A 25,692-nucleotide genomic window follows, 5' to 3' on the forward strand; every position below is an offset into this window, starting at 1 on the left:
GGTACGCGCCGTCCGTGGTGTGGCTCGGCTGGCCGAAGTCGTCGTACGCGTAGTCGTTCTCCATCGCGCCGAGAGCCTTGGCGACGACACGTTGTGTCGTGTTCTTCACGAGGTTGGCGTCGGCCACGCGGTCGGGAATCGCGTCCCAATCAACGCCCTGCTTGGCGAGGCGGATGGTTTCGTTGTACACCGACCGTGCTTCGAGGGTGACGTCGTACAGCAGTCTCTCGTTGTCACTCCGGGTGTCGAGTTGGAAGTCCAGCGTCTTGACGAGAGCCTGTGCGTCGGTCATTCTTCGTCTTGATCGGTAGGTTCTGAGGTACGGACGACTTTCACGTCGGCCCCACGCCAGCGTTTGGGAACGGTGATGTAGGCGCTGTTCCCGAACGGCTTGACCTCGCCGTCGAGAACTTCCTCGCCGTCGATTTCAAAGCGGTTCGCCACACAAGTGGATATAACTAAACGTGTTGGTCGAGGGTGTGTCCGGAGGGGGATTGTTTAAGAGGGCTTACGGCCTTCACTCTCGGGGTCAAGTGGTTCGAGACGCGACGCGTCTCGTCATCACGGAAATCAAAGCTTTCCGTTCGACCGCGAGGCACTCGGCCTGCTCCGCCTGTAGATGGCGTCGAGGCGGTCGCCGAGGACCTGAACACCGAGACTACACCACTCCCGGTCGACGTCTCCGCCCACGAGGAGGTCGTCGCGATGGTCGAGGAGACCGTCGACCAGTTCGGTCGGCTGGACGTAGCCTTCGCCAACGCCGGCATCGGCCGGCTCGGTCGGACCGTCGACGACTACGACGTCGACCAGTGGCACCGGGTGATGGACCTGAACCTCGGCGGCGTGTTCTACACCATCCGGGAGGCCGCCGCGGTCATGCAGGACGGCGGCCGGATCGTCACCACCGCGTCGGTGCTCAGCCAGGTGGTATCCGATTTCCCTGGCGTCGCCGCCTACATCGCCTCGAAGGGCGGGGTCGCCCAGCTGACGAAACAGGCCGCCGCGGACCTCGGTTCGCAGGGGAGTCGAGTCAACGCCATCGCGCCGGGCTGGGTTCACACCGGCATCGGCGGCGGAGCCTTCCGGAAGGACTCGGGCATGGACCACCTCCACGAACAGACGGAGGAGGAGACGGTCGTGGGTCGACTGGGCGAACCGGACGACCTGAAAGGCGTCGCGCTGTTTCTCGCCAGCGACGCCTCCACGTACTGTACGGGGAGCGTGCTGACCGTCGACGGCGGCTGGACGACGTAGCTCGGTCCCGGCTGTCGACGGTCGTCCGAAAAAGAACGCACCCGGACGATTCGAGGGTGGACGCGACGGGTGACATCGTCCGCAGGCCGAACGGAGCGAGTCGATGTAGCCGGTTACTCCCCGGCCGAACCCGTCGAGTTGTTCCGGGCCCGGTCGTCGCCGGGGTCCACAATCGTCGTATCCTGCCCCGGTTCGACCGGAATACGCCTGACGACGTTGCCGTCGTCGTCGGTGACGAGGATGAAGTAGACGGCTTCCCCGTCGTCTGTCCGCTGTTCCGTCTGGTTGGTGGTGCCGTCGGCGGTCTCGTTGGCTTCACCGTCACCGCCGTCAACCGGTTCGAGGTCCTCGGTGGTGACGTTCCCCTGAATGAACGCCCGCACGGCCTCGTCGTCGGTGACCTCGACTGCGGTGCCGTCGTCGGCATCGACGAAGACGTTGCGGGTCACGTCGGTGAAGTCCGTCGGTGAGACCTTGACGTGCCACCAGAGGTTCCTGTCGACGATAACCGGCACCGGCTCCGTCACCACGAAGTTCTCACCCCAGTTTGTCTGTGAGTCCTCGGACCGGGCGATTCCCATGGCCCGCTCGGGACCGGTCAGCGTGTCGTCTCCAGTCCCGAAGAACGTGTGTGCACCGGTTTCGGCGTCGATGAACCACACTTCGTCGAGTCCTCGACTGTCCGACCCGAAGGGCTCCATCGCAGTCACGTAGGACATCTGCTCGCCAGCCAGGTCGATGACGAAGGGCTGGCTGTTGTCGGCGCCATCGGGGAGGTTGGCGATCTCGACCTCGCCTTCGTGTGCACCGACGACGGGCAACTGGTTGATGATGCCTTCACGGTAGCTCAGCGAGGCCATCTCGTCGCGTGTGAGCGTTAAGGGGTAGAGCCGCTGCCCGTCGAGGATCTCGTTTTGCTGTGCCTCCTCGGGCGTCAGGTGCTCGATTTCACCGTTGGGAGAGACCAACGCGCCTCCCTCCCACGTCGGCACGGTGTGCGGGAACGGCGCTAGCTTCCAGTCGTGGCCGGTCTTCGGGTAGTACATGTACGGCGTCCCGTCGTGAGTGAATTCGACGGCGTCGTCGTCGTACCGGGCGAGGTAGTCGCTCGCCTTGAGATTCCAGTCGGCCGAGCGGTGGAGGAACATGCCTTCGCCGTGGGTGAACTCCGTCTCGTCGTAGGCGGTCGTCCGTCGCTCGTCGATACTCGTCAGTTCCGATATGAGGACGCCGCGTTGGTTCTCGACGACCCGGTTCCGGAAGCCGTCCGGTTCGATCGGGTACGACCAGGCCAGCGAACCGTCCTCGCGTCTGGCGATATCGCTGGCTCCGAGGCGGTGCTGTCGGTAGGACACCTCGCCGCGAGTCGTGATGTCGGCGACCTCCTGCGGGACGACCCGCGGATTGTCCGGGTTCGCCTCGGGGAACTCCTCGACGTTCTCGGCACTCGCCATCGTCTGCTGTGCCAGCGACCGCTGTTCGAGGGTCCCGCCGATGGCCCCGACGGCAATCGACAGCGCGAACAACAGGACCAGGATGGAACTGAGCGTCCGCAGCTTGCTGGCGGCCGAATCCGCCCCCTCTAAGACACTGTCGACCGGTGGGTCGCCGTCCCCGAGCGAGAACTCTTCGGGGATGTCGACCGAACCGCCGTCGTTCTCGTCGGACGCCAGTCTGGAGGGTGGGAGGTACCAGAGGACGAGTGCGGCGACGGCCCCGCCGCCGATAAACAACGCGCCACTCGGAGAGTAGAGGGCTGCGTAGACCAGGCTGTGCCACAGTGGCCGTGTCAGATACAGGAACACGGCGACCACAGCGACGGGTATCGTCCGCAGGCCCAAATATACGAGCAAGTCGGTGTTGACCGGACTACCGCCGTCGCTCGGTTGCGATTTGCTTCCCATTCGTCTATTCTAAGACCTCACGACTCCTATATACACCGTTTTCCGACGAGCAGGGGTGACAGAGACCACCAGCGCGTGCCGTGCGGTTCCGGTTTCGGTCCGGGAGTCTTTTATTTCCTGACGGCCGATAATAGGGTACGCGTGGCCATTACGGACAAGATTTACGTAAAGAACCACCGCCAGATTGCCTCACAGCTAGAGACCTCTATCCCCAAGGGAGCCTTCTCCGGGGCGACGCTGGACATCCTCTACCGGGGCGACGGGCTGGCGAAACTCGACGACGCCACCCGCGACCGGGTACTGGAGTTCGCCGAGGACTTTCTGGACTGCGACTGTGAGGCCAACCCTCACTGTGGCCACCCCGAGGAGAAGTTCGTCGACTACCTGCTGGAGTTGCGCGCACAGGGGCTCGGCCCCGACGCCATCGTCGATGTGATGGGCGACGATTACATGCTCTATGCCTACCCCGGCGATATCCTCTCCTTTCTCGACGGGTCCGTCCGGACGCTCGAGGCCGTCGAGGCGCTGGCCGATGTCGACGACGCCTCGGAGATGGCCGACCGGGCGCGGCGACTCCGGCAGGACTTGGTACGATAGCTACTCATCCTCAAGCAGCCCCAGGTCGTCGACCACCAGGTCGGCGAGGTGGTCGGCGATGTTTGGGTCGACCTGTGCGACCTCCTCGCCGTCGTGAAGCTGGTCGTTGTGGCGTTCGATGGCCTCGCCCACGTCGTCCAGCGGGACCCGCGTCGTGGTCCCGCAGTCGTCACAGAAGACCGGAACGAACGGCTGTTCGTCTGACATCCTAACTACAATTGGCCCAGCGTGTGGTATAACGGGGTCGGTTCAGGCCTGTTCTGCGTCGCCGTGGTGGACGATCACGAGGCACCCGTCCTTGAAACGGGCAATCCGAGCCCGGAGGGCGACCAGATCGCCCTGTTCCGGCGAGCAACGCACTCGCCCGTCCAGTGCCGGTCCTCGGCGACTGTCGGGAGCACCGAGGCTGTCATCCGGTCGGCTGCCGCGTCCGTACAACAGTCCTGCCACGACCGACCCTCATCTCGCCGGGGTCGTAACCGAATCGTGTCGCGTAGACGCTGTTGACGAACTCGACCTCCGGATCGAGGACGAAAGCGACCTGCTGTCCCGCATCGCTAAGGAGCCCGACTGTCGCGTCGAGTACGAGGGGCTGGCCACTATCTCCGGCGATGACGGCCGTGTTTTTTTATCGCGCGAGACGCCAACCCCGAGGCTCTCCGTGACCGGTACCCGGCTGGTCAGCGACGTCGACGGCTACCTGTTCGAGGTGACGACTGCCGCCCCGCTGGTCGCCGCGAAACTCGTCACCACGCCGTTCGATGCGCTCACCGGCCGCCAGCGCGAAGTGCTGGAAGCCGCCTACCTCGCCGGCTTCCTCGGACAGCCCCGCGAGACGACCGGCGAGGAACTCGACGCGGTACTGGGTGTCTCACAGCCCACGGTCAACCGCCACCTCAGGCTCGCCCAGCAACAGCTCGTGGGACAGCTGTTCACTACCGGTGAGGAGAGAGCAGCGTAGAAGCGAGAGGCGACGGGTCGGTCAGATCGACTCGTCGAAACTACTACCGATACGGTAAGATGGGTCGTCGTCGTCTTCTTCCTCGCCGTCGAGGTCCTCGAGTTGGATGACTTCCTCGCCGTCGTCGTAGGTGTCGAGTTCCTGCCGGAGCTTCGTCACGTAGCGTTTGTGTTCCTCCAGCTGGTCTCGGAGGTGTTCGGCCTGCAGTTCCAGTCGCTCGTGTTCACGCACGAAGCTTTTCGGGACCTCGACCTTTGGCGGGAAGCTCGTCCCGTCGCTCGTGTCGGTACTGTCCGTTATCTCGTGTTCCGGGACGACCTCGACCTGGCCGTCGTGGGCAACGAGCAGGTCCACGTAGTCGCGGAAGACGGCCGAGAGCGAGAGGTCGCGCTCCTCGGCGATCTCGCGGAGCGTCTCGAACTTCTCCTGGCTCACGCGAAAGGAGATCGTCTTGTTTTTGTTGCCCATCGTATATCGAGTTCGTCACTACTCATACTTCAAAGTTCGTCAGACGCTCACACGTTCGTCACAGCGGGTGAAAAAAACCGACCGTCGACGGGTCGCCGTCAGGGTGACGCTTCGACCTGCTCGTCGTCGCTCTCGTCTAAGCTCTCCAGGGCTTCGGTGGCGGCCCGCCGGTAGTTTTCGACCGACAGGTCGTACTCCTCGCGGGCCATCTGCACGTACTCGTCGACGGCCGCACCCTCTTCGGCCTCGGCTGCTTGGTAGTCTTGGATACGCTCGACCGTCCGCTGTGCGGTCTCGACGAGCCAACGGTCCCGTGTCGCCTCGCCCACAGTGGTGATCGACTCCGGCCGGACGGAGACGTTCACTTCACCGTCGTCGGTCTCGTATGTCCGGGGTTTGCCGACGACGGAGACGTACGCCGGCGGTTCCAGTTCCCGGAGCATCGAGGCGGCGTCGGGCTGGTACTGCCCGGCGTACATAAAGAACGTGTCGCCGTTGGGGTCGACGACCCGCCCCTGCCAGTACTCGCTGTCCTCGCCCACGTCCTCGGTCTCTGTGAGCGTGCCAACCAGGAAGATCCGGTTGGCCCGCTCACCCGTCGGAAGCAGGAGGTAGACGGGTGCGCGCTCGTCGTCCGATTCCTTGAACGTGTAGCTCGCGTCGTTGAATTCGCGGGCGAACACGCGCCGTGCAACCTCGCGGGATGGAACTGCTGCCATGTTAGATCGACCTCGCTTTGATCAGCGTCTCTTCGGCATCGACTGGCCCGTCCAGTTCCGCGACCTCGTCGGCCAGAACGTACCGGCTGAACGTCGGCCCGGTCACCCGATAGTACCGGCCCAGCGTCTCTTTGCGCATCCTGTCGGCCACGACCGTCGTATCCAGTGCGTCCATGGCCATCTCCTTTGCTTCTTCCAGAGTGATTCCGGTGAACTCCTCCGTGGCCTCCTTGTCGAAGATAACCTCGTGGACGTCCTCGCCGTCGTCGAGGACCCCCTTGATCCGGAGGTCGAACTCGCCGTCGGCCTCGCCGTGCTCCGAACAGCGGCCGTTCTGGAGGACCCGCGTACAGTCCTCCTCGGGACAGCGCTTGATGAGTCCGGAGCCGTTCTGGATGTCCACCAGCGCGCCCGCCACGGTCGTATCGTCGTCACCGACCTCGATATCCGTGTCGGCGTCCTCGATGACCGTCGTCCGGTTGAGTTTGACCGAGAACCGGCCCTGGTACTCGTCGGTGACGACGTTGCGCAGGTGGTAAACCGCGCCTTCCTCCAGCGCCTGCAGGTCCGACTTGGACCACTTGGTGAACTTGATCGTGCCCGTCTCGTCCCCGAGCAGGCCGACCTGTGCCACCGCGTCACTGTTTGGCTCCCACAGCTCGACGAGTTTGGCCGTCAGGTCGACCCACTCCTCGGCCGCGTCCACGTCGCTGACCTGAACCTGCTCGTTGCCGCCACCGCCCGACAGTTCTTCGCGGTCCATATCCGCCTCGTCGAGATACGTGCTCGTGACGCTCCGGCGCGCCTCGTCGACTGGGACCTTGTACTCCTCGACCAGCGTCTCCAGTCGCTCGTTGACGTCGTCGACCGAGATCTCCAGCTGATTTGAAAACTGCTCGTGTATCTCTTCCGCCTGGGTACGCAAATCTGTCATTGCTCTCACTGCCTCCGCGTCGTTTTCAATGGGAGACACTCGAGAGTTGGTCGGCTTCGGGCATAAAGGCTCGCCCCGTCCAGAGTGAAAGTGTAATCGGGAGACGGAAGTCGGTTCGTGTGGTGGGCCGACGGACGCCGTGGCACCGCGAAACCGGCTCCGACAGGTCTATATGAATAGCTGCTCAAACGTTCAACTATGGCACAAACCGAGCGGATCGAGCGGCTCATTACTGCGGAGTCGGGAGAGTGCTGTGCGGCCGACGTCGAGGAACGGTTGGAGACGCTCCAGGAGTACCGGACGTCGGTCGCGGACGGCCACGCGACCGATCTGGAGGCGCTGAGGACGCTGGGCAACGACACCCGGTACGAGATCGTGCGGCTTCTGGCGGCGGCCGGGCGGGAGTTGTGTGTCTGTGAGATCAATCCGGTCGTCGAAGTGAGCGACAGCGCGATCAGCCACGCGCTCTCGGACCTCCGTGACGCGGGGCTGGTGACCCGGCGGAAAGACGGGACCTGGCGCTACTACGAGGCGACCGACCGCGCCAAGGCGCTGCTCGCTGCGCTCGACGAGACGCGGGGTGAGCAATGACGGTGCGCGTCGCCTTCGTCTGTGTCCAGAACGCCGGTCGCTCCCAGATGTCGGCGGCCCTCGCAGAACGGGAGCGTGAACAACGCGAACTCCAGGACAACGTGGAGATTTTGACGGGCGGCACAGCCCCCGCAGACCACGTCCACGGCGAAGTTGTCGAAATCATGCGCGAGGCCGGGTTCGACCTCTCGGGCCGGGAACCACGCGAAATCGACACCGAGGAGCTGAACGCGTGTGACTACGTCGCGACGATGGGCTGTTCGACGCTCGAACTCGACGCTGCCGGTCCGGACGTGCGCGACTGGGCGCTCGACGACCCAGACGGGCGGGACCCCGGCGAGGTGCGGGCGATCCGCGACGATATCGAGAGGCGCGTGCGCGACCTCTTTGACGAGGTCGAACGAGCAATCAAGCAAGAGAGCGAGGTCACGGTGGCCGCCGATGAGTAACGCCACCCACGAGCACGGCCCGGAGTGTGGGTGCGAGAGCTGCGGCGACCCGCGCTCGATGGACTTCCTCGACAAGTACCTCACCGTCTGGATCTTCGGGGCGATGGCCGTCGGCGTCGGCCTCGGCTTCGTCGCACCGTCGGTCACCCAGCCGATTCAGGACTTCCGTCTCGTCGAGATTGGGCTGATCGCGATGATGTACCCGCCGTTGGCAAAGGCTGACTACTCGCAGTTGCGGGCCGTGTTCAGCAACTGGCGGGTCCTCGGACTCAGTCTCGTCCAGAACTGGCTCATCGGCCCGACGCTGATGTTCGGGCTCGCAGTCGTGTTTTTCAGCGGTCTCGTTCCGGGCCTCCCGGCCCGCCCCGAGTACTTCCTTGGCCTCGTGTTCATCGGGATGGCCCGCTGTATCGCCATGGTGCTAGTCTGGAACGAGTTGGCCGAGGGCTCGACGGAGTACGTCACCGGTCTCGTCGCGTTCAACAGTCTCTTCCAGATCGTCACCTACGGCGTCTACATCTGGTTTTTTGCCCTGTTCCTGCCGCCCCTGCTCGGTATGGAATCGCTCGTCGCCGGCATCGAGATGTTCGACGTGACACCGGTGCAGGTGTTCGAGGCGATTGTCGTCTTCCTCGGCATCCCGTTCGCCGGCGGCTTCCTCACCCGATACGTCGGGACCCGGAGCAGGGGCCAGGAGTGGTACGACGAGGAGTTCGTCCCGAAGATCGATCCACTGACGCTGGTCGCGCTGCTGTTCACCGTGGTTGTGATGTTCGCGACCCAGGGTGGCGCCATCGTCGCCGCACCCGGCGACGTGTTGCTCATTGCCGTCCCGCTGACCATCTACTTCGTCGTGATGTTTCTCGTCAGCTTCGGCATGGGGAAGGGGATCGGCGCGGACTACTCGACGACGACAGCAATCGGCTTCACGGCTGCCTCGAACAACTTCGAGCTGGCTATCGCCGTCGCCGTCGCGGTGTTCGGCGTCGGCTCCGGCGTCGCCTTCACGACCGTCGTCGGTCCGCTGATCGAGGTGCCGGTCCTGCTCGCCCTGGTCAACGTCGCGCTGTACTTCCAGCGCCGCTTCGACTGGACCGGGACCACGCCCAGTGGTCTCGACGGGTCGGCCGCTGAACCGGCTCCAGAGGACGATTGACAGGGGACGCGACCGAAGGGAGCGTCCCCGGACGAGCGAGCGGGGAGGAACGACCCGCGAACCGGGCCGTTTGACCGAAGGGAGCGTCCCCAGACGAGCGAGCGAACCCGCCGGCCTTTTTGTTTGGTCCCAATAAGAGACGGTATGAATGTGGCGAGAACGGTGACGAAGCGTCGGCTCCTGATACTCGGGGCGATGCTCGGGCTCACGGTCGCGAGTCTCGTGGTCGGGCTGGCAGCGGTTCTGGGACTCGCCGTGCTCGTCATGGGCGCCGGTATCGAACTGTCCAGCACGGGCGCACTCATTCTCAGTCTGATCGGCGTCCAGGGAATCGCGTTCCCGACCGTCGGACTCCTCTATCTCCGCTATCACGGTCGGACGGTCCGAGAGTTCGTGCCGACGACGGTTCCGAGCCTCAGGGACATCGGCGTCATCGTCGCCGGGTGGCTCGGCGCCCTCGGACTGCTCTTGCTCGTCGCGAATCTGGTTCTGGCTGTCTCGGACACCGCGCCGGCACAGAACCAGGCGGCACAGACCGTCGCCGAGAATCCCGAGTTCGTCCCCTTTCTGCTCCCCTTCGTCTTCCTGCTGAACGGCCCCGGCGAGGAGTTCCTCTTCCGTGGCGTCATCCAGGGCCGTTTCCGCGAGGATTTCTCCGCGCCCGGCGCCATCGTCCTGGCCACGCTGATGTTCGCCCCAATCCACGTCTTCTCGTTCGTCGGCGCGTCCCCGCAGGCCGCGCTGCTCACGATCAGCCTCCTCACCGTCCCGAGCCTCGTCTTCGGCGCGATTTATGAGTACACGGACAACTTCGTCGTCCCGGCGCTGGTCCACGGTCTCTATAACGCGACGCTGTTCGGCAGCGTCTACCTGACCAATGCCGTCGGGTAACCGGGAGCGCCGTTGCTTAGTAGCAGGCTCGCCAATAGCCGGTATGAGAGACGACGGGCGACTGCGTCGGTTCGTCGAGAACCTCCGGGCTGCTGGAGACCAGTTCGCAGCGGCGAAACGTGCATACAGCGACGCCAAACGGTCGGCACTGGCCGACCTCCCGCAGGACGGCCGGGGCCGCGCGAAGATCGTCTGTCGCCGCTACGCCGAGAAACGCGCCGTCGCACTCGACGAGGAAGGCCGGCCGTCCTGTTTCGACGCCGACCACACCGACTGCCAGGGCTGTGCCGAAGACGTGCGCGACGGCATCGTCGAGACCTGGTAGGTTTTTCCCCCGAGCGGCCGTCGAACCGATATGGACCGTCCGCTCGTCGCCGTCGTCCTCGCCGGTGGTACCGGCACCCGGCTCTACCCCGCCAGCCGGCGCCACCGGCCCAAGCAGTTCCAGTCGTTCGGCCACGAGCAGTCACTCCTCGCCGACACGGTCGACCGGGCCGGGTTCGCCGACGAGGTGTACGTCCTCACCCGCCCGGAACTCGCCGAGTCGGTCCGCGAACACGCGCCACAGGCCGCCGTCCTCACCGAACCCACGCCGAAAGACACCGGTCCCGCGCTGGTGTACGCTGCCCACCGCATCCGCGACCAGTTGAGCGGAGCCGTCATGATCACCATGCCCAGCGACCACCGGATCGACGGCGACTTCGCGTCCACCGCTCGCACGGCCGCCGAAGTGGCCGTCGACACAGGCGGCCTGGTCACCGTCGGCGTCGAACCCACCCGTCCCGCGCCCGGCTACGGCTACGTGGAGCCAGGAGAGCGCCTAGACGGCGACTGTAGGGAGCCCTCGAACCCGTCGAGCGACGCCGACGGGGCCGCGAGCAGCGACGGGTACCACACCGTCGCGTCGTTCACCGAAAAGCCGGACTCCGAAACCGCCGCGACGTACGTCGACTGGGGCTACTACTGGAACGCCGGCATCTTCGCCTGGACGCCCAACGCCTTCCTCGGCGAGGCCAGGACATCCTCGCTCGGCCCGCTCGTCGAGGCCATGGACGACGCCGACCCCAACCGTGGCTTCGCGGCTGTCGACCCCGTCAGCGTCGACTACGCTGTGCTCGAACGGACCGACAAGGCATACGTCGTCCCCGCGAGCTTCGAGTGGGACGACCTGGGGTCGTGGGACGCCGTCGAGCGCCTCTTCGAGGCAGACGACTCCGGCAACGTCGTCCTCGGCGATGGCCTGCTGACGGATGCCGCGGAGAACGTCGTCGCCACCGACGGCCACGTCAGTCTGGTCGGTGTCTCTGAGCTGGTGGTCGCGAGCTACGGGGACCGGACGCTGGTGATTCCGAAAGCCCGCGCACAGGAGGTCCGTGACGTCGTCGATCAGTTACGCGAGGACGGTCGGTACTAGCTCCGCAGGCTCCCACCGTCGACCGGCACCGCCGCGCCGTTGACGTAACTCGCCGCGTCGCTAGAGAGCCACGCGACGGCCTCGGCCAGTTCCTCGGGGTCGCCGATTCGCGCCAGCGGAATCCCGTCCGCCCAGTCCGCGAGGCCCTCCTCGTAGCTCCCGTACTCGCCACGCTCGATGTTCTGCTCGATCAGGTCCTCGATGCGACTGGTCTCGTGTGCGCCCGGCAGGACCGCGTTGACCCGCACGTCCGGCGCGAACTCCCGGGCCTGGGTCTTCATCAGCCCGATGACCGCCCGCCGGACCGAGTTCGAGAGCACGAGTCCGTCGATGACTTCCTGAACCGAGCGGGAGGTGATATTGACGACGGTCCCCGCGTCGCTCTCTCGCAGGTGGGGATGGGCCTCCCGAGTCGTCCGTACGACACTCATCACCAGCAGGTCGTACGCCGAGTAGAAGTCCGCGTCGTCCATGTCGAGAAAGGGACCGCTCGGCGGACCGCCCGCGCTCGTGACGACGTGGTCCAGCCCGCCGAACGCGTCGACCGTCTCGGCGACGAACCGCTCGATGTCCGCGGCCTCGGTGATGTCGGCCTCGGCTGTGAGGACGTCGCCGCCACCGAGTTCGTCCAGGGTCTGCTCGGCCTCGGCGAGTCTGTCGACAGCGCGGCCACAGATCGCCACGTCCGCACCCTCGCGAGCGAAGGCCTCGGCGCTGGCCAGACCGAGGCCGCTGCTGGCTGCTGTAAACAGTGCCGCGTTCCCGTCGAGTTCGAACTCCATGCTCCGGTTGAGGTGGGCCGCCGTCTAAAGACTCACTCCTCGGGCCGCTGGCGCACCCGCACCGCCCCGTCGCTGGTGACGCCGACGAACAGCCGCCGTTCGACGTTTCGCCCGACGACCGCGTCGCCCGCCTCGTCACTGATGCGCTTCATGAGTTCGGGAGCTGTGTGGTTGACCTTGACCCCGACCTCGTCACACTCGGCGAACACTCGCGCCGGTACGTCGTAGAGGTCCGTCCCCGGCTCGACGGTGATCTGGACCGGCGCGCGCAACGTCTCCGCGAACGCAACCGTCTCGTAAGCTTTCGAGACGTTGTCACGGGCACTAGACTCGACACTAGAGACGTTCGCTCGCGACGTGCCCAGCAGGTCGGCGATTTCGGCCTGTGCTAACCCTCGCTCGCGAAGCGCCAACACCTCCGCCTGTCGCCGCGTCAGCACGTTCTCCGCGGTATCGAACCCCGCCCGGTCGAGAACTTCGTCAGCGTCAATCTCGTCGTCAGTCATTCGTGTGCCCCGCGTCTCCGTTACGTAATGGTATCATCGCCCGCGCGAAAAACCCACCGTCCGAGTCGCCACCACCGTCCGACCTGCGAGCGGTGAGTTGGATTGTCCACAGGTCCGCCGCTCACGACTCCGCGAGCCGCCTCAGCTCCCCCAGAAGTTGTCCCGACTTCCGAGGTGTGGATCCTCGTCTCTCGCGTCCAGGTCGTCTGCTGCCGCCCCGTCGGCATCGGCCGCCTCGTCGTCGGCTCCGCTGTCGTCCGCTTCCCCGTCCCCGTCCCTGTCCCCGTCGTCGGCCTCGGCCTCCTCCTCCAGCGGCAGTCGCTCGATTTCCTCGGCTTTCGCGTGGTTCGAGTGGACACGCGTGATCTGGACGCGTGCCCGCGCCTCCGGCAGGACGCCGTCAACCATCACGATGAACCCGTCCCCAGTGCGGCCGACGCCAGCACCGCTCTCGTGGATGTCTTCGACCGTCACGACGACTTCTTCGCCGGGCTGGACAGGTTGTTCTTTCAGGTCGCGGATCGGCTGGTTGTAGTGGTTGCACCACTCCGCGCCGCCGCGGTCCCCGTAGTGCTGGCACCCCATGCCTTCGATTCGTTCGCTAAAACTGGGGCAGTCGTCCGCCAGTGGACAATCCGGCATACCGATTGGTACTCACAGCGGCAATTAAACGCTTACGACCCACCTTTTTCCGCGGGGGGTCGCGAACGACCCCCCGCGCAAAAACGTGGGCAAAAAAGGCGGAATTCGCGCTGGTGGCGCGAATTCCGGTGCTGTGCTGGTAGCAACCACCACCGCCCCGCTACCGCAACCGCTACCGTCCAAACCTATCGAAATATCGCGGCTATCCCGCGAACAGTTCCCAGATCGGGTCGATCTGTTCGGGCGTGTTCAGCGCCGGTGCGTGTCCGCAGTCGACCTCGACCGTCTCTGCCTCGGGCTGGACCTCCTGCATTCGCTCGAAGGGTTCCGCAGGCAGGATGTCAGAGTCCGCTCCCCGAAGGATCAGGATCGGGGCGTCGATGGCCGCCCACACGTCCCACGGGTCGGGCCCCTCGTCGTCGTCCTCGCCCGCGAGGATCCGCGGATCGTACTGTGTCGTGACACGACCGTCGTCGGTCCGCCGGGCCGAGGTCATGGTCAGCCGCCGGTACTCGTCGTCGGTCATCTCGCTGAACCGCCCCTCGTACAGCTCCCGGAAGTAGTCTTCCAGTTCCCCCACCGTCTCGACCATCGGCGGGTCGGGGACGTACTCCATGATTCGCCCGAGCGCCTCGGGCGCGGAATCGGCCTCCGGATTCGGCGGCATGTCGTTGATCACCAGCCGCTCGATCCGGTTGGCGAACGGCCCCCCGGCCAGCGCCATGCCAAGCCCACCGCCCATCGACGTGCCGACGTACCGGACCGGGCCCAGGTCGAGCGCGTCACAGAACCCCACCAGCGTCTCGACCATGGCCGCGTTGCTGTAGCGCTCTGCGGGGTCGTCGGCCCACTCGCTCCAGCCCCGTCCCGGCATGTCCGGGCAGACCACGTGGTAGTCGTCCTGGAGTTCCCGCGCCAGCGGGTCGAAGTCCCGGCCGTTCCGGGAGAGGCCGTGGACGCACAGCACTGTGGGGTCGGCGGGGTCGCCCCACGCCGAGTAGTGGATCTCGGTCCCGTCGACGGTGACGAACTCGTCACTTCGTGCCATAGCCTCGCTTGGTCGGGCCGACTCAAAAGTCCCGGTGGCGTGGTGAGACCGCGGTAGTTTTACTTCGGGAGTCGCTGATATGAAGCACAATGGGCTTTGGAAGCTACGACGAGTCCGAGCAGAAAGATCAGAACGTCGAAACCGACGAGGACGAAGCCGTCAACGTTCACGAGGACCACGACACCGGTGACGTCGAGTTCCAGTCCGACATGGACACCGACGAACTGGTGGACCAACTGCAGCACATGAAAGACGACTAAATTTTCACCTGCTAAATTTTTACTGCAGGGGGACTCGCCTCCGGCGAACCCCCTTTGCAAAAATTTAGTATAAAAACTTCCCGGGCGCGAGCCGGAGCTCGCGTCCGGTGAACCGCGCTCCCCTCGTCGCCGGCGCGTAGCGCCGGCTGCAGGCGGGACCTTCGGTCCCGCCCTGGTCGCGCGGATGCCAGTTTGTACGAGAGTCGTGTGCAGCGGCTGGTACAGTGGGAGTGTGACCTGGTCGAACATTCGGGTAGTACAACTGCCGAGCTACGCCCTCTCGGCGCTCCGATTCTCGAGCCACCAGCCGAATCCCGTTCCGGGAAGCCCGAGCAGAAGTAGTGGCAGTAGCAGATAGAGCGCGGAAAGCTTGTTCCCCGACAGAAGCACTACCACCGAGAGGAGCAAAGTACTCGTCGCCATCACACCAACGTCGTACTCTCGCCGTCGAAGTGCGATGCCAGTCAACACGGGAACTCCGGCTGCGAGACCGAACGAAACGTTGCCGAACCAGTCGACGACCGACAGCGTCGGGGCGGCGAGAGCGTTCGCACCCACGAGTGCGACGGTTGCCCCTGTAATAGCTTCAAGCCGGTCAGTGGCGGTATAAATGTTTGACCGGAAGACTCGGCGGTGATAACGGTGGTTGCAAAGCGTGTCGGCACGAAACGGTCCGTGGCCAGCGTCAGGCGACCGGGGTTCGTTCGACGACCTGCCCGTCGTAGCTCGGGTACTGCTCGACGATTTCACCCTCATCGAGGTCGCCGTCGGCGACCATCTCCTCCAGCAACCACCACGCCACCTCGACGTGGTCGGATTTGACGGTGTAGTACTCCTCGGGGACGCCCAGATTCTCGAAGCGCTCGGGGTCGACCCAGGTCTTCCCGTAGACGAGGGTCCCGTCGTCGGTCACCTCGTCGAAGGGGCGGCGGACGGTTCGGGCCATACGCTTGAGTCGCCGGCGGTGCTGTGCGGCGTCTTTGAACACCGACGTGCAGAAGTACACCCTCTCGTGGTCGCCCATGACGTTCAGAATCTCTTCGCGGCCGTTCTCAACGGCACTCATGTGCCCCTCCTTCAGTTCGTAGCCTTTCTCCTGCATCCGGCGGTAGTTGCCGTCGGACATCTCGAACTCGTTGATGTTACAGAACTCCGCCGCGCCTTCCTCGAGGAACTGTATGAACTCCGTCTCCGGGCGGATACCGGGAATCTCGAACGCGGGGGTGAGCCCTTCATCACGGGCGACGTAGAGGATGTCCTCCCACTCGGTGCCGTGGAGGTCACCCCACTGCTCGAACGGTGGGTGGAAACGAATCTCGTCGAGGCCGGCCTCGCTCAGACGGCGCATGTTCTCGCGGCCGCCCGTGATGCCGGTGTAGAGGTGCGTGTGGAACTCCTCACCGTACTCCTCTTTCAGCAGCGAGAGGTACCGGGTCGTGCGACCCATCGCCTCCTGAGGTTCGCCACCGGTGATGGAGGCACCGAGTGCGTCCATGCGCTCGGCTTCCTCGAGTACGTCCTGGTCGGTCTCGACCTGGCGCTCGTTGGCGTACACGTCAGTGACGTTCTTGCGGTTCTCACCGAGCGGGCAATAAAAACAATCGCGCTGGTCACAGTAGCCGTAAACGAAGAGAACGAGCTTGCCACCCTGGGCGCACTGTTCACAGCCCTTGGAGATCATCTGTTACCGATTCTTTCCCGTCGAGGGGCAAAAGCCGTGCGAAATGGAGTCGACGCGTGTCCGACCGACACCGGCCTTTTAACTGTTCGGGCTGTACTGTCGATTCATGGACGACGAGGGTTCGGGCCACGGCGGCGAATCCACCGACGAGGCCGGCGGCGAGGCCGCCGTCGCTGGGGAGTCGGATACCCCACTCCGGGGAACGAGAATCGACCCGTTCGTCAGCTTCTCCGAACGGATCATGCAGTTCGTCGAACTAATCGCAGGGTTCGTCCTCGTCGTGCTGTTCGCCATCGGCGTGTTCGACCTCGGTCTCCAGATTGTCGAGGAGATCCGAAGCGGCGACATCAGCCAACCGCTCGTCGTCATCGGGTTCATCGATACCGCGCTCCTGCTTTTTATTATCGTCGAGGTGTACAACACCGTTATCGCCTACGCGCGGTCGGACGAGACGGCGCGTATCCTTCGACTGGTGATCTTCACGGGGGTTATCGCGCTGGTCCGGAAAGCGATCGTCTTCCGCACCGGCGAGTTTGCGACGAAGATGGACGCGCTGATGGTCGCGGCCTCTTATGCGCTGCTTACGCTGACGCTCGGCGTACTGCTGTTCGTCAGTTACCAGTACGTCGGCAGCGAGGGCGACGAACCGGCCGGGCTCTGAGCCAGCGGTCGCCGAACCGCGCGGAGCCGAGCCCACCCTGCCGGGTCGACTCACGCCCGTCCGCCCAAAAGCAGATAAGCGATAGCAGCGAAATAACGAGTGATGCTGCTGGTCCTGTGTGTGGACCTCGACGACGACCTCGGACGCAAGACCGGAGTAGACACCCCCGTGATCGGTCGGGACGCCGTCGAAACGGCCGCCGTATCACTCGCGACGGCAGACCCCGAGGACTCCGACGTGAACGTCCTGTTCGAGGGGCTACACATTCAGGACGAGATCGACGACGAGGAAGTCGAGGTCGCGGCAGTGACCGGTATCGACGGCACGGAAGTCGCGGCGAACCGCAGGGTCGGCGAGGAAGTCGACACGGTGCTGGCGAGCATCTCCGCCAGCGACGACGTGCGCGCCATCGTCGTCACCGACGGCGCTCAAGACGAGAGCGTCGTTCCAGTGATTCGCTCACGCGTCTATATCGACGGCGTTCGGCGCGTCGTCGTCCGCCAGGCACAGGATCTAGAGTCGATGTACTACACTATCAAGCAGGTGCTCGACGACCCCGAGACCCGCGGGACCATCCTCGTCCCGCTCGGCATCCTGTTGCTGATCTATCCACTGGCGATCATCGCCGACCAACTGGGGCTGCCCGGCGCGGTCTTCGGCATCACCTCCGGCCTGCTCGGCCTCTACATTCTCGGCCGCGGCCTCGGTGTCGAGCGGGCGCTAGATTCGGCCATCGACCGCCTCCGGTCGGTGTTCTACGCCGGTCGCGTGACGCTTATCACCTCCGTCGTCGCCGCCGCGCTGCTGCTCATCGGCGGCGTCGAGGGCGTCCAGTTGCTCGAAGCTACCCAGACCGACCGCGGGACGCTGGGCGCGCTCGAGGTACTAGCGGCGCTCGTGTTCGGGGCTGTCCGCTGGTTCGCCGCCGCCGGTATCACCTCCAGCCTCGGCCGCGTCACCGACGAGTATCTCGCCGGCGAGTTCGAGTGGCACTACCTCAACGCCCCCTTCTACGTCGTCGCCATCTCTGCGGTCCTCTACGGGATGAGCGCCTACTTCCTCGATCTCGTAACCATCTCTTTCCTCGCGGCGACCCTCACCGGCGGTACCATCCTCGGTCTCGTCAGCACGCTGGCCTTCGCCGTCGTCGAGTCCCGTGCCCGGAAAGATCGACCACCCGCCTGAGCCCCGCTCGGAACCGTCCGGCAGCGTGACCACGGTCGAGTTCGACAGAACGGTTATTTTATGTTCTCTCGTACACCGCTATATGTCCTGCCAGGAGATCCGTCTCATCAAAAAGGCCGACGACCAGTGGTCCGCAGTCGACGTCGAAACCAGCGTCGTCACACAGGGCGAAACCCGCCGGCAGGCCCTGGAGGCCCTCGACGAGGCCGTCGTCCTCTACACCGACGACGACGGCACGGCTATCGGCGACGAAGTCGCATACCTCGAAGACCACGGCATCAACCCGGCCGAAGTCACCGACCCACGAGAGCTTCCGGAGGTCATGCAGTAGCGGGGGCGACCGTCGGGAGTCCTCGAAACGTCGAGCGGGGAGCGACGACCCACGGGACAGTGAGGACCACTGTCACCGTTCTCTGACTACGACGAACTCGGCCAAGTCCTCCAGATACGCCAGCGCCTGTGAATCCTCCGCGTCGACCGCCGAGAGCGACGCCAGCGCCTCGTCGGACATTTCGCGGGCGCGCTCGTTTGCCTCCTCCGGTGTCAGGTCCGTCACCTGGACGAGCGACGGGCGGTCCATCTCCGCGTCGTGACCCGTCGGCTTCCCCAGGTCGTCGGCCTCGGCGGTCGCGTCCAGCACGTCGTCACGCATCTGGAAGGCGATTCCCACACGCTCGGCGTACTGTCCGAACGCCTCAACCGTGTAGGCGTCTGCGTCGGCCGCGATAGCGCCCAGTTCGGCCGCAGCACGGAACAGCGCGCCGGTCTTCCGGCGAGCCAGCTCCATGTACTCGGCCTCATTTTCCGGCTGTGCAACCAGTTCCGTGGCTTCTCCTTCCCCGAGTTCGACCATCGACTCCGAGACAGCCTGCATTGCCCGCTCGTCGCTCGAAAACAGGGCAAACGCCTCACCGAGCAGCCCGTCGGAGGCGATGATTGCCGGGCCAAAGCCGAATTCGGCCCACGCGCTCGGAACACCCCGTCGGACCTCCGAGTCGTCGATTATGTCGTCGATCACGAGCGACGCGTTGTGAACGAGTTCGACACCCACGGCAAAATCGACCGCGTCCGCCGGCTCACCACCCAGCGACTCACAGACCAGCACCGTCACAGTCGGGCGGACACGCTTCCCGCCCGAGAGCGTGACGTGCCCCAACTCGTCGGCCAGCTCCGCCGGCTTGACCCCGTCGAGGACCGCCTCCAGCCGCTCCTCGACTCGCGCCCGGCGGCGCTCCAAATACTCCATTGGCAACTCATTAGAACTAGGGCCCAATGAGGCTGACGAACCGCTTCGTGACGGGGGGCGCCCGCTACCCACGGCGGCGGCCGTTCAGCACGAGTCCATGACCGGAGGTCCGTCCATCCCGAAATCCGTCGTCACCGCAGTTCCTCCGAGCCCACGGCACTCGGATCGACATGCCCGTCGCGACCATCCGGAAGGTCTCGTCGTCTCTGGAAACCGACATCCCGCAGGACCCGAGGAGCTCGGTCTCCTGCATCACCATCGCGTTGGTCGGCGCGTCTCTCCGCCTCCGTCGTCGGGTCGGTCCGGTCTGGAGGTGTCGGCCACGGGTTCCAAGACTCAGCACGGGGTCAGGGCTCGTCTCGGTGAGCCAGAGAGCGTCGCTCCCGCGGACGTGGGTGAAAAAGCGGTCGCTCACGCCGTTTACGACCGTGCAAAAACTGAGTGTGTCGTCCCGAATTACACGTCCGGCACTTCGCCGCCGAACTCCTCGGATGCCACCTTTTTCCGCTCGGGTGCCCCCCGGCACCGCTCGCTCAAAAACGTGGGTGAAAAAGCGGTCGCTCACGCCGTTCGCGACCGTGCAAAAACTGAGTGTGTCGTCCCGAATTACACGTCCGGCACTTCGCCGCCGAACTCCTCGATGAGGGCCGGCACGACCTCGAAGAGGTCGTCTTCGATACCGTAGTCAGCGAGGTCCCAGATGGGTGCATTGGGGTCGGTGTTGATCGTGACGATGGTGTCCGCACCCTTCATTCCGGCGACGTGCTGGACGGCACCGGAGATGCCGATGGCGATGTACACGTCGGGCGTGACGACCTTTCCGGACTGTCCGACCTGCCGGTTGGCGGGCAGCCAGCCGTTGTCGACGATGGGACGGGACGAGGACAGCGTGGCGTCGGTCGCTTCGACCAGCGACTCGATCAGCGTGATGTTCGCTTCCTCGTCGATGCCGCGGCCGATGGAGATCAGGAAGTCCGCCTCGCTGATGTCGACGTCGCCGCCAGCGACTTCCTCGTAGCCGGTGACGGTGGACTGAATCTGGCCTTCGTCGATATCGGCGTCGAACGCCTCGATGGTAGCGTCACCGTCACCCTCGGCCTGGGCCCACTCGGCCGGCCGGATGGTCACGGCAGCGTGGTCCTCCGCAACGTCGATAGTAGTCTCGACCTTGCCACCGTACTGCTCGCGGGTGACGGTGAGCCCGTCCTCGAACTCCAGGTCGACCACGTCGGTCACCAGCGGCAGACTGAGGCCCTCGGCGACCGCAGGCGCGTAGTCCAGCCCGTTGACCGAGTTCGGGGCCAGCAGGTACTGCGGGTCGAGTTCGGCGTAGAGTTGTTCGATGGCCTGCGTGTACACGTCGTGGTTGAACTCCTCGCCGTACTCGACGGTGTGGATAACGTCGACGCCCTCGCGATTGGCCTGGTCGGCGTAGTCGTCTACGTCGCCGCTGATGACGGCGAGGTGGAGGTCGCCGCCGGTCTGGTCGGCCAGGTCACGGCCGGCCGTGACCATCTCCAGACTCACATCGCGCAGTTCGTCACGGCGATGCTCGGTGATGGCGAGAACGTCCGTCATCCCTCGACCACCCCCTTGTCACGAAGGAATTCGGCCAACTGGTCGGCCTCCTCTTCGGGGTCGCCGCTCCAGACCGTCGCGTCGCCCTCGGATTCGGGCTCGTACATGTCGGTCTGGGCCAGCGGACTCTCGAGCACGTCGGCGTCGAGGCCAACGTCCTCGAGGGACTTGAGGTCAAGCGGTTTGCTCTGTGCCTGGCGGATGCCGCGCAGGCTCGCGTAGCGGGGCTCGTTGATACCGGACTGAATGGTTAGCACGGCGGGGCTCTCGACTTCGGTGAGCTCCTCGACGCCGCCTTCCAGTTCGCGGTGGACGGTCGCGACGCCACTCTCGATGTCGAGGTCGAGCTGGTTGACAACGGCGGCCCACTCGAAGCCAATCTTCTCGGCCAGTGTGACGCCCGTCGCGCCGTTGGACTCGTCACTGGCCTGGACACCGGTCAGGACGAGGTCGGGGTCTTCCTCCTCGACGACGGCGGCTAGCAGTTCGGCCTTGGCCTCGACATCGAGATAGCTCGCGGATTCGACGTCGTCGTCCCAGACACGAACCGCGCGGTCGGCACCCTTGGCCAGTGCCATCCGGACGGTCTCCTCGGCGCGTTCCGGGCCGATGGTCGCGGTGACGACTTCCACGTCGTCGTGCTCCTCGCTGATCTGAACGGCTTCTTCGACGGCGTAGTCGTCCCATTCGTTGAGGTCGTACTCGAGATACTGCTCGGCGATATCGCCACCGGAGATCTCGAACTCGTCTTCGACTTCCGCCACCTCCTTTACCGTTACGAGAATCTTCATACTCAACAATAACTGTGGATTGCTCACCGTTAAACGTTTCCGAACACTAGAACCGGTGAAAACTGTTCGTTCGCCAACTAGAACGGGGTCACGGTGTTCGGGCAGCCCTGTTATCCGTTTCCGGGCTCTTCACCGTTCATACCCGTGACGTCCTCGTCGGGGAAGGAGATGAGATTCTCTCGGCCGATTCGGAGTTTGTCGATGCGACCCGCGTCGTCCATCGACGAGAGCAGTTGAGACACCTTCGCGTTCGACCAGTCGGTCTCTCTGACGATGTTCGCCTGTTTCATGCGCCCGCCGTTCCGTTCGAGCAGGCGTTCGATGCGTTCCTCGTCGCTCAGCAGTTCCACGTCGACCTCGGACTCGTCTTCGGTGGCCGCGGTCCCGCCATCGGTCGTCGAGGCGGCAGTCCCGGTTGTCGTCGCCGGCGGCGGGTCGTCCCCACTGTCGCCGTTACCCGCCTCACTGCCGTCGCTCGGGGACGCAGGCGATGGGAGGTCGACGTCCCGCGTCACGAGCAGGTACGCGACCACGACAACGAGCAACGGCACCACGAGACCCAGCAGCAACAGCGGGGGGATGGCACCGGACTGCGAATCGTCCGTGCTGTTGTTTGGCGGGGTCGCGTTCCCGCTTCGCTGATAGACGACCGACGGCTGACTCGCTTGGAAGGTACCGTCCTGTGCACCCTCCCAGCGGAGCGACGCGTTCGTCACCGAGTACCCCGGCGGAGCGGCGCTAAACAGGTCGTACGTTCCGGGGGGAGCGATGGTGAGTGTCTGGTTCGCCCCGAGTGTCGGGAACCACGTTCCGTTGGACGGCAGGAACACGTCGTCGACGTAGAGGTTCGTGCCGGATTTCCGGGCGAACCCGGTCCAGGTGAACCGGAGGACGAGTTGTCCGGTATCACCGGTGACAGTGCTTCGCCGCGTCACACCGGAGATCTCCATAGAGCGCCCAGTTGCAACGCTGGCCCGGTCGCTCGCCGCCCTGACCGTCCGGACCGTCTCCGAATCTGATTCGCTCTCGAAGTCGTCTGCGGTCGCTCTGAAAGCCGCCCGCTTTGCCTCGGTACCGACCGTGTAGTTCCGTCTGATCGTCCACACCGCGTCACCGTTGGACCGGATCCCGACGTGGAAGAGCGTGTCAGTTCGGTTTATTTCGGTGTCCTGTGTCTGGCTGGCACCAGCACCACTCGCGACCGCCGACTGATGAGCGCCGGTTCCGGCAGCGAGAACCGGGGCCGCAACCGGACCTGCGGTCAAGAGGAGGGCGAGTGAGGCGAGCAGGGCGGCGTGTGCCCGCGTCAACATTACCCCTCTCTGGTCGCGCCTCGGGCAAAACACTTTCCATCAGACGAAAAAACGTCAGGAGCGGCCGTGAAAGATCTAAGCGGCGCTCACACGGCGACAGAAAGGTAGAACTGCCGACAGGACCGGCGGCAGCGGCGGGAGTCGGTCGGGTTTTTTGTAGTGGCACGTCTATGTGGCAGGTAGCCGCCATGCGATATTCACTGCCCGTCCTGATGGTCGTGTTCGTCGTCACCGCAACGGTGGCCGTCGGCACGCCAGCCCCTGCCCCCGAGGCATCGCCGGTCGCGGCGACACAGGATACCCCAGACGGTCTCATCAAACCAATCGCCACCTCCCGCAACACGACCAACTATCTCGCCCTCCCCGACGACGAAACCGAGCGGGCCCAGTTCGGCAACGCCTCGCTCGACCTCGGAGCCGCAGTCGCCGCCGACAGTGCGCGGTTACAGGAGTCGTTCGTCGGCGAGGCGGCGGTCGAGCGGTTTCGCTCGGCCCCGAACACGTCGGCCAGGACCGATGCACTCCACCGGTTCTCGTCGGACCTGAGCAACCGGACGGGCGCGTTACGTCAGCGACAGCGGCGGACCGTCCAGCAGTTCGACGACGGCCGCATCTCTACCGCGGTAGTACTCAGGCGGTTGTCTACGATAGACGCGCGTGCCCGAGCGATCGACAGAGCGGCCGTGCGATTGCAGGGAATCGCCCAGTTCACACCCCGGTACACGACCCCGTTCAATATCACCAGTCGGTTCAACAACGTCAAACAGCGGGCCAGCCTGCTTTACACCGGCCCCCGAGAGGGTGTGAGAGCGTCGCTCATCGGCCAGCGAAACACGAAACAGTACCTGTTGAGGACGGGCGGCAACGGGCTCGCCCTGGCGGGCACCGACAGCCGCCGACAACGGTACGTGCGTGACGCGTTCGTCGACGACCGGTTCCAGCAAAGCGGCAGTGACCGGTTCGACGGTGACATCGGTACTGCCCTGGATTTCGTACAGGAACTGTACCCGTGGGCCGGCGACAGCGGAAACCAGCGTGGGCCGGACTCCGACGTCGACTCGATGTTCGAGAGCGTCTACCAGGTCTCCATCACGCACAGGCACGGCGAGTTGCTGACCTATCTCGACGGGTCGGACGCCGAGGTGTTCAAGGAGGTCCAGCGGAAGCGGCTGCCGAGGCTCCCGGTCACCGAGTCAGTCAGCGAGGCGAACACGACCGCCGACCTCACCGTCCGAGCGAACCTAACACACGTGACCGGGCCGATGGAACTCACCGTCCGGGACACGACGGCCAACGTGCCCGTCGATGCCCGGATTACGGTCGACGGCCAGTTCGTGGGCGAGACTGGCGACGACGGCAGGCTCTGGACGGTCCAACCCGGCGAGACGGTCCGGGTCGAGGCCACCACCGACGGCGGCCGTGTGGCGTTCACCGTCGTCCGCGACACGAGCGGAGTTTGAAGTAGGAAGCCGGGCCCACCGACCGGCGTGTCGGCCCGCGCACTCAGTTCCGTCATCGGTGTCGTACTTCTGGTCGCTGTCACTGTCCTCACAGCCGCCGCAGTCGGTGTGACGGTCCTCGACGCGGCACCGGCCGACGGGAGTCCCACCCGGGCCGCCCTCGAACTCCGGGCCGAAGCCAGTACGGACCGGCTGACTCTCCGCCACCGCGGCGGTGACACTGTCCCCGTGTCCGACCTCCGTCTCCGTGTCCGGATCGACGGCCGCCAGCTGGCCCACCAGCCACGCGTCCCGTTTTTTGCCGCCACCGGCTTCGACTCCGGGCCGACCGGCCCGTTCAATACCGCCGCCGACGGCCGCTGGCAGGCCGGCGAGCGTGCGAGCGTCCAACTCGCCAACACGAACGACCCCCCGCTAGAGCCGGGGTCACGGGTGTCCGTAGACGTCTATCTCGATGGGAAAAAACTGGCTGCACTGGAAGCGACGGCCTGAGCAGCCCCGACCGCACCCGGCCCGGCGTCCCGTTACTCCGGCACCGCCGCCACCGTCGTGATCGCGATTTCCGGGTTGTACTCGGGGCCCATCATGTGGTGTTCGAAGTCGGTGAAGCCGGCTTCACGGAACATCCGGTCGGCCTCGCGCTCGTCGTAAAAGAGCATAATCGCGTCGGCGAGTCTCTGGAACACAGACGAGTTGGGGTAGTTCGGGCCGACGATCAGCACTTGACCGCCGGGCTTCGTGACGCGCCGACACTCTTCGAGAGCGTCGACGGGGTTGGGCCAGTATTCGATGGAGCCCGACGACCAGACGACGTCGAAGCTGTTCCCGCCGAACGGTAGCCGCTCGGCGTCGCCGAGGTGGAAGTTGACGGGGCCGTCGCGCTTGCCGAACTTGTCGTAGGCCTTCTCCAGCTGGTGAGGGCTCTGATCGAGGCCGTACACCGTGTCCACGCGGTCGAGTAGGCCCTCGGTCGCGAAGCCGGTGCCACACCCGATGTCGAGCACCCGGTCGTCGCGCCCGATGTCGAGCATGTCGATAGCCGCCGTGCGCATCTCCTCGTTCCAGATGAACGGGTTGACCTGGTCGTACACCTTCGAGAGGTACTTGTAGAAGAGCCGGGCCCGGGACTTGTTCTCGAGGACTCCCATTAGAACGACGTTTGGTAGCTGAGAGTCATAATTCCCCGGATTTTCGACCGCCG

General features: G+C 64.9%; 33 protein-coding genes and 1 pseudogene. 15 read left to right on the forward strand and 19 right to left on the reverse strand.

The window, feature by feature from the left end; translation table 11 throughout:
• Window positions 1-292, reverse strand: a pseudogene (locus Q0964_RS14785) (RNA-guided endonuclease TnpB family protein); the annotation flags it as partial.
• Complete coding sequence (locus tag Q0964_RS14790; protein WP_299269033.1) at window positions 289-444, reverse strand: DUF2080 family transposase-associated protein; 156 nt, start codon at window positions 442-444, stop codon at window positions 289-291. The gene Q0964_RS14790 and the pseudogene Q0964_RS14785, both read right to left, overlap by 4 nt.
• A gap of 33 nt (window positions 445-477) precedes the next feature.
• Here Q0964_RS14790 and Q0964_RS14795 point away from each other — a divergent pair, with 33 nt between their 5' ends.
• Window positions 478-1,254: an SDR family oxidoreductase gene (locus Q0964_RS14795; protein WP_299269035.1), complete on the forward strand. Its 777-nt coding sequence runs from the start codon at window positions 478-480 to the stop codon at window positions 1,252-1,254.
• Between the two features lie 113 nt (window positions 1,255-1,367).
• Here Q0964_RS14795 and Q0964_RS14800 read toward each other — a convergent pair whose 3' ends face one another.
• Entirely contained in the window at window positions 1,368-3,158 is a 1,791-nt protein-coding gene (locus Q0964_RS14800; protein WP_299269037.1) for a hypothetical protein, read from the reverse strand.
• A gap of 141 nt (window positions 3,159-3,299) precedes the next feature.
• On the opposite strand from Q0964_RS14800, the gene Q0964_RS14805 reads away from it, so the two are divergent.
• Window positions 3,300-3,755, forward strand: coding sequence for a DUF5814 domain-containing protein (locus Q0964_RS14805; protein WP_299269038.1), 456 nt, complete (start codon window positions 3,300-3,302; stop codon window positions 3,753-3,755).
• Here Q0964_RS14805 and Q0964_RS14810 read toward each other — a convergent pair whose 3' ends face one another.
• A complete protein-coding gene (locus tag Q0964_RS14810; RefSeq protein ID WP_299269040.1) occupies window positions 3,756-3,962 on the reverse strand; it encodes a DUF8149 family protein in 207 nt (68 codons plus the stop codon). It lies immediately after the preceding gene.
• On the opposite strand from Q0964_RS14810, the gene Q0964_RS14815 reads away from it, so the two are divergent.
• Window positions 3,874-4,716: a helix-turn-helix domain-containing protein gene (locus Q0964_RS14815; protein ID WP_299269042.1), complete on the forward strand. Its 843-nt coding sequence runs from the start codon at window positions 3,874-3,876 to the stop codon at window positions 4,714-4,716. The two genes, Q0964_RS14810 and Q0964_RS14815, sit on opposite strands and share 89 nt — an antisense overlap.
• A gap of 21 nt (window positions 4,717-4,737) precedes the next feature.
• Here the strand turns inward: Q0964_RS14815 and Q0964_RS14820 are convergent, their stop codons facing one another.
• From Q0964_RS14820 to Q0964_RS14830, 3 genes are all read right to left on the reverse strand, one after another.
• The gene (locus Q0964_RS14820; RefSeq protein ID WP_299269044.1) at window positions 4,738-5,184 is read right to left on the reverse strand and encodes a DUF8146 domain-containing protein; all 447 of its coding nucleotides are present in this window, start codon (window positions 5,182-5,184) and stop codon (window positions 4,738-4,740) included.
• Between the two features lie 98 nt (window positions 5,185-5,282).
• The gene (locus Q0964_RS14825; RefSeq protein ID WP_299269047.1) at window positions 5,283-5,903 is read right to left on the reverse strand and encodes an RPA family protein; all 621 of its coding nucleotides are present in this window, start codon (window positions 5,901-5,903) and stop codon (window positions 5,283-5,285) included.
• Window position 5,904: 1 nt separating this feature from the next.
• Window positions 5,905-6,837 carry a replication factor A gene (locus Q0964_RS14830; protein ID WP_299269050.1) on the reverse strand — a complete coding sequence of 311 codons (933 nt, stop codon included), beginning with the start codon at window positions 6,835-6,837 and terminating at the stop codon, window positions 5,905-5,907.
• 198 nt (window positions 6,838-7,035) lie between these two features.
• Between Q0964_RS14830 and Q0964_RS14835 the strand changes: the two genes are divergently transcribed.
• From Q0964_RS14835 to Q0964_RS14860, 6 genes are all read left to right on the forward strand, one after another.
• Window positions 7,036-7,428: an ArsR/SmtB family transcription factor gene (locus tag Q0964_RS14835; RefSeq protein ID WP_299269053.1), complete on the forward strand. Its 393-nt coding sequence runs from the start codon at window positions 7,036-7,038 to the stop codon at window positions 7,426-7,428.
• Window positions 7,425-7,877, forward strand: a complete 453-nt coding sequence (locus tag Q0964_RS14840; protein ID WP_299269055.1) for an arsenate-mycothiol transferase ArsC — start codon at window positions 7,425-7,427, stop codon at window positions 7,875-7,877. Before Q0964_RS14835 ends, Q0964_RS14840 begins: the two co-directional genes overlap by 4 nt.
• A complete protein-coding gene (gene arsB, locus Q0964_RS14845) occupies window positions 7,870-9,033 on the forward strand; it encodes an ACR3 family arsenite efflux transporter (protein ID WP_299269057.1) in 1,164 nt (387 codons plus the stop codon). Before Q0964_RS14840 ends, arsB begins: the two co-directional genes overlap by 8 nt.
• Before the next feature lie 144 nt (window positions 9,034-9,177).
• Window positions 9,178-9,924 carry a CPBP family intramembrane glutamic endopeptidase gene (locus Q0964_RS14850; RefSeq protein WP_299269059.1) on the forward strand — a complete coding sequence of 249 codons (747 nt, stop codon included), beginning with the start codon at window positions 9,178-9,180 and terminating at the stop codon, window positions 9,922-9,924.
• A 43-nt stretch (window positions 9,925-9,967) separates the two neighbouring features.
• On the forward strand, window positions 9,968-10,249 hold the full coding sequence (locus tag Q0964_RS14855) for a DUF7091 family protein (protein WP_299269061.1): 282 nt from the start codon (window positions 9,968-9,970) through the stop codon (window positions 10,247-10,249).
• 30 nt (window positions 10,250-10,279) lie between these two features.
• Window positions 10,280-11,338, forward strand: coding sequence for a mannose-1-phosphate guanylyltransferase (locus Q0964_RS14860; RefSeq protein ID WP_299269063.1), 1,059 nt, complete (start codon window positions 10,280-10,282; stop codon window positions 11,336-11,338).
• Here Q0964_RS14860 and Q0964_RS14865 read toward each other — a convergent pair.
• The 4 genes from Q0964_RS14865 to Q0964_RS14880 all read right to left on the reverse strand — a co-directional run bounded on the left by Q0964_RS14865 (window position 11,335) and on the right by Q0964_RS14880 (window position 14,316).
• Window positions 11,335-12,120: an SDR family oxidoreductase gene (locus Q0964_RS14865; RefSeq protein WP_299269065.1), complete on the reverse strand. Its 786-nt coding sequence runs from the start codon at window positions 12,118-12,120 to the stop codon at window positions 11,335-11,337. The genes Q0964_RS14860 and Q0964_RS14865 overlap by 4 nt on opposite strands.
• A 32-nt stretch (window positions 12,121-12,152) precedes the next feature.
• Window positions 12,153-12,626, reverse strand: coding sequence for a Tfx family DNA-binding protein (locus tag Q0964_RS14870; RefSeq protein WP_299269067.1), 474 nt, complete (start codon window positions 12,624-12,626; stop codon window positions 12,153-12,155).
• Between the two features lie 141 nt (window positions 12,627-12,767).
• The gene (locus Q0964_RS14875; RefSeq protein WP_299269069.1) at window positions 12,768-13,268 is read right to left on the reverse strand and encodes a TRAM domain-containing protein; all 501 of its coding nucleotides are present in this window, start codon (window positions 13,266-13,268) and stop codon (window positions 12,768-12,770) included.
• A 202-nt stretch (window positions 13,269-13,470) separates the two neighbouring features.
• The gene (locus Q0964_RS14880) at window positions 13,471-14,316 is read right to left on the reverse strand and encodes an alpha/beta fold hydrolase (protein ID WP_299269071.1); all 846 of its coding nucleotides are present in this window, start codon (window positions 14,314-14,316) and stop codon (window positions 13,471-13,473) included.
• Window positions 14,317-14,405: 89 nt separating this feature from the next.
• Between Q0964_RS14880 and Q0964_RS14885 the strand changes: the two genes are divergently transcribed.
• Window positions 14,406-14,576: a DUF5786 family protein gene (locus tag Q0964_RS14885; RefSeq protein ID WP_299269073.1), complete on the forward strand. Its 171-nt coding sequence runs from the start codon at window positions 14,406-14,408 to the stop codon at window positions 14,574-14,576.
• A 270-nt stretch (window positions 14,577-14,846) separates the two neighbouring features.
• On the opposite strand, the gene Q0964_RS14890 is transcribed toward Q0964_RS14885, so the two are convergent.
• A complete protein-coding gene (locus Q0964_RS14890; RefSeq protein WP_299269075.1) occupies window positions 14,847-15,134 on the reverse strand; it encodes a hypothetical protein in 288 nt (95 codons plus the stop codon).
• A 127-nt stretch (window positions 15,135-15,261) separates the two neighbouring features.
• Window positions 15,262-16,257, reverse strand: coding sequence for a radical SAM protein (locus Q0964_RS14895; protein ID WP_299269077.1), 996 nt, complete (start codon window positions 16,255-16,257; stop codon window positions 15,262-15,264).
• A gap of 106 nt (window positions 16,258-16,363) precedes the next feature.
• Between Q0964_RS14895 and Q0964_RS14900 the strand changes: the two genes are divergently transcribed.
• The 3 genes from Q0964_RS14900 (at window position 16,364) to Q0964_RS14910 (ending at window position 18,434) form a co-directional block, all read left to right on the forward strand.
• Window positions 16,364-16,918 carry a phosphate-starvation-inducible PsiE family protein gene (locus Q0964_RS14900; RefSeq protein ID WP_349254474.1) on the forward strand — a complete coding sequence of 185 codons (555 nt, stop codon included), beginning with the start codon at window positions 16,364-16,366 and terminating at the stop codon, window positions 16,916-16,918.
• Between the two features lie 102 nt (window positions 16,919-17,020).
• Window positions 17,021-18,103, forward strand: coding sequence for a DUF373 family protein (locus Q0964_RS14905; protein WP_299269078.1), 1,083 nt, complete (start codon window positions 17,021-17,023; stop codon window positions 18,101-18,103).
• A gap of 82 nt (window positions 18,104-18,185) precedes the next feature.
• A complete protein-coding gene (locus tag Q0964_RS14910; RefSeq protein ID WP_299269080.1) occupies window positions 18,186-18,434 on the forward strand; it encodes a type II toxin-antitoxin system HicB family antitoxin in 249 nt (82 codons plus the stop codon).
• A gap of 72 nt (window positions 18,435-18,506) precedes the next feature.
• Here Q0964_RS14910 and Q0964_RS14915 read toward each other — a convergent pair whose 3' ends face one another.
• The 5 genes from Q0964_RS14915 to Q0964_RS14935 form a co-directional block, all read right to left on the reverse strand.
• Entirely contained in the window at window positions 18,507-19,349 is an 843-nt protein-coding gene (locus Q0964_RS14915; RefSeq protein WP_299269082.1) for a polyprenyl synthetase family protein, read from the reverse strand.
• A 64-nt stretch (window positions 19,350-19,413) separates the two neighbouring features.
• Entirely contained in the window at window positions 19,414-19,764 is a 351-nt protein-coding gene (locus Q0964_RS14920) for a hypothetical protein (protein ID WP_299269084.1), read from the reverse strand.
• Window positions 19,765-19,955: 191 nt separating this feature from the next.
• A complete protein-coding gene (locus tag Q0964_RS14925; RefSeq protein ID WP_299269086.1) occupies window positions 19,956-20,927 on the reverse strand; it encodes an electron transfer flavoprotein subunit alpha/FixB family protein in 972 nt (323 codons plus the stop codon).
• On the reverse strand, window positions 20,924-21,718 hold the full coding sequence (locus Q0964_RS14930) for an electron transfer flavoprotein subunit beta/FixA family protein (protein WP_299269088.1): 795 nt from the start codon (window positions 21,716-21,718) through the stop codon (window positions 20,924-20,926). The genes Q0964_RS14925 and Q0964_RS14930 overlap by 4 nt, the downstream gene beginning before the upstream one ends.
• A gap of 110 nt (window positions 21,719-21,828) precedes the next feature.
• Window positions 21,829-23,031, reverse strand: a complete 1,203-nt coding sequence (locus Q0964_RS14935; RefSeq protein WP_299269090.1) for a helix-turn-helix transcriptional regulator — start codon at window positions 23,029-23,031, stop codon at window positions 21,829-21,831.
• 188 nt (window positions 23,032-23,219) lie between these two features.
• Here Q0964_RS14935 and Q0964_RS14940 point away from each other — a divergent pair, with 188 nt between their 5' ends.
• Both Q0964_RS14940 and Q0964_RS14945 read left to right on the forward strand, forming a co-directional pair.
• Window positions 23,220-24,491, forward strand: coding sequence for a DUF7096 domain-containing protein (locus Q0964_RS14940; protein ID WP_299269091.1), 1,272 nt, complete (start codon window positions 23,220-23,222; stop codon window positions 24,489-24,491).
• A 27-nt stretch (window positions 24,492-24,518) separates the two neighbouring features.
• Window positions 24,519-24,983 carry a type IV pilin domain-containing protein gene (locus tag Q0964_RS14945; RefSeq protein WP_299269093.1) on the forward strand — a complete coding sequence of 155 codons (465 nt, stop codon included), beginning with the start codon at window positions 24,519-24,521 and terminating at the stop codon, window positions 24,981-24,983.
• 32 nt (window positions 24,984-25,015) lie between these two features.
• Here Q0964_RS14945 and Q0964_RS14950 read toward each other — a convergent pair whose 3' ends face one another.
• Window positions 25,016-25,639, reverse strand: a complete 624-nt coding sequence (locus Q0964_RS14950) for a methyltransferase domain-containing protein (RefSeq protein WP_299269095.1) — start codon at window positions 25,637-25,639, stop codon at window positions 25,016-25,018.
• Window positions 25,640-25,692: the final 53 nt, after the last annotated feature.

Source organism: Halorientalis sp., assembly GCF_028275115.1.
Taxonomy (GTDB): domain Archaea; phylum Halobacteriota; class Halobacteria; order Halobacteriales; family Haloarculaceae; genus Halorientalis.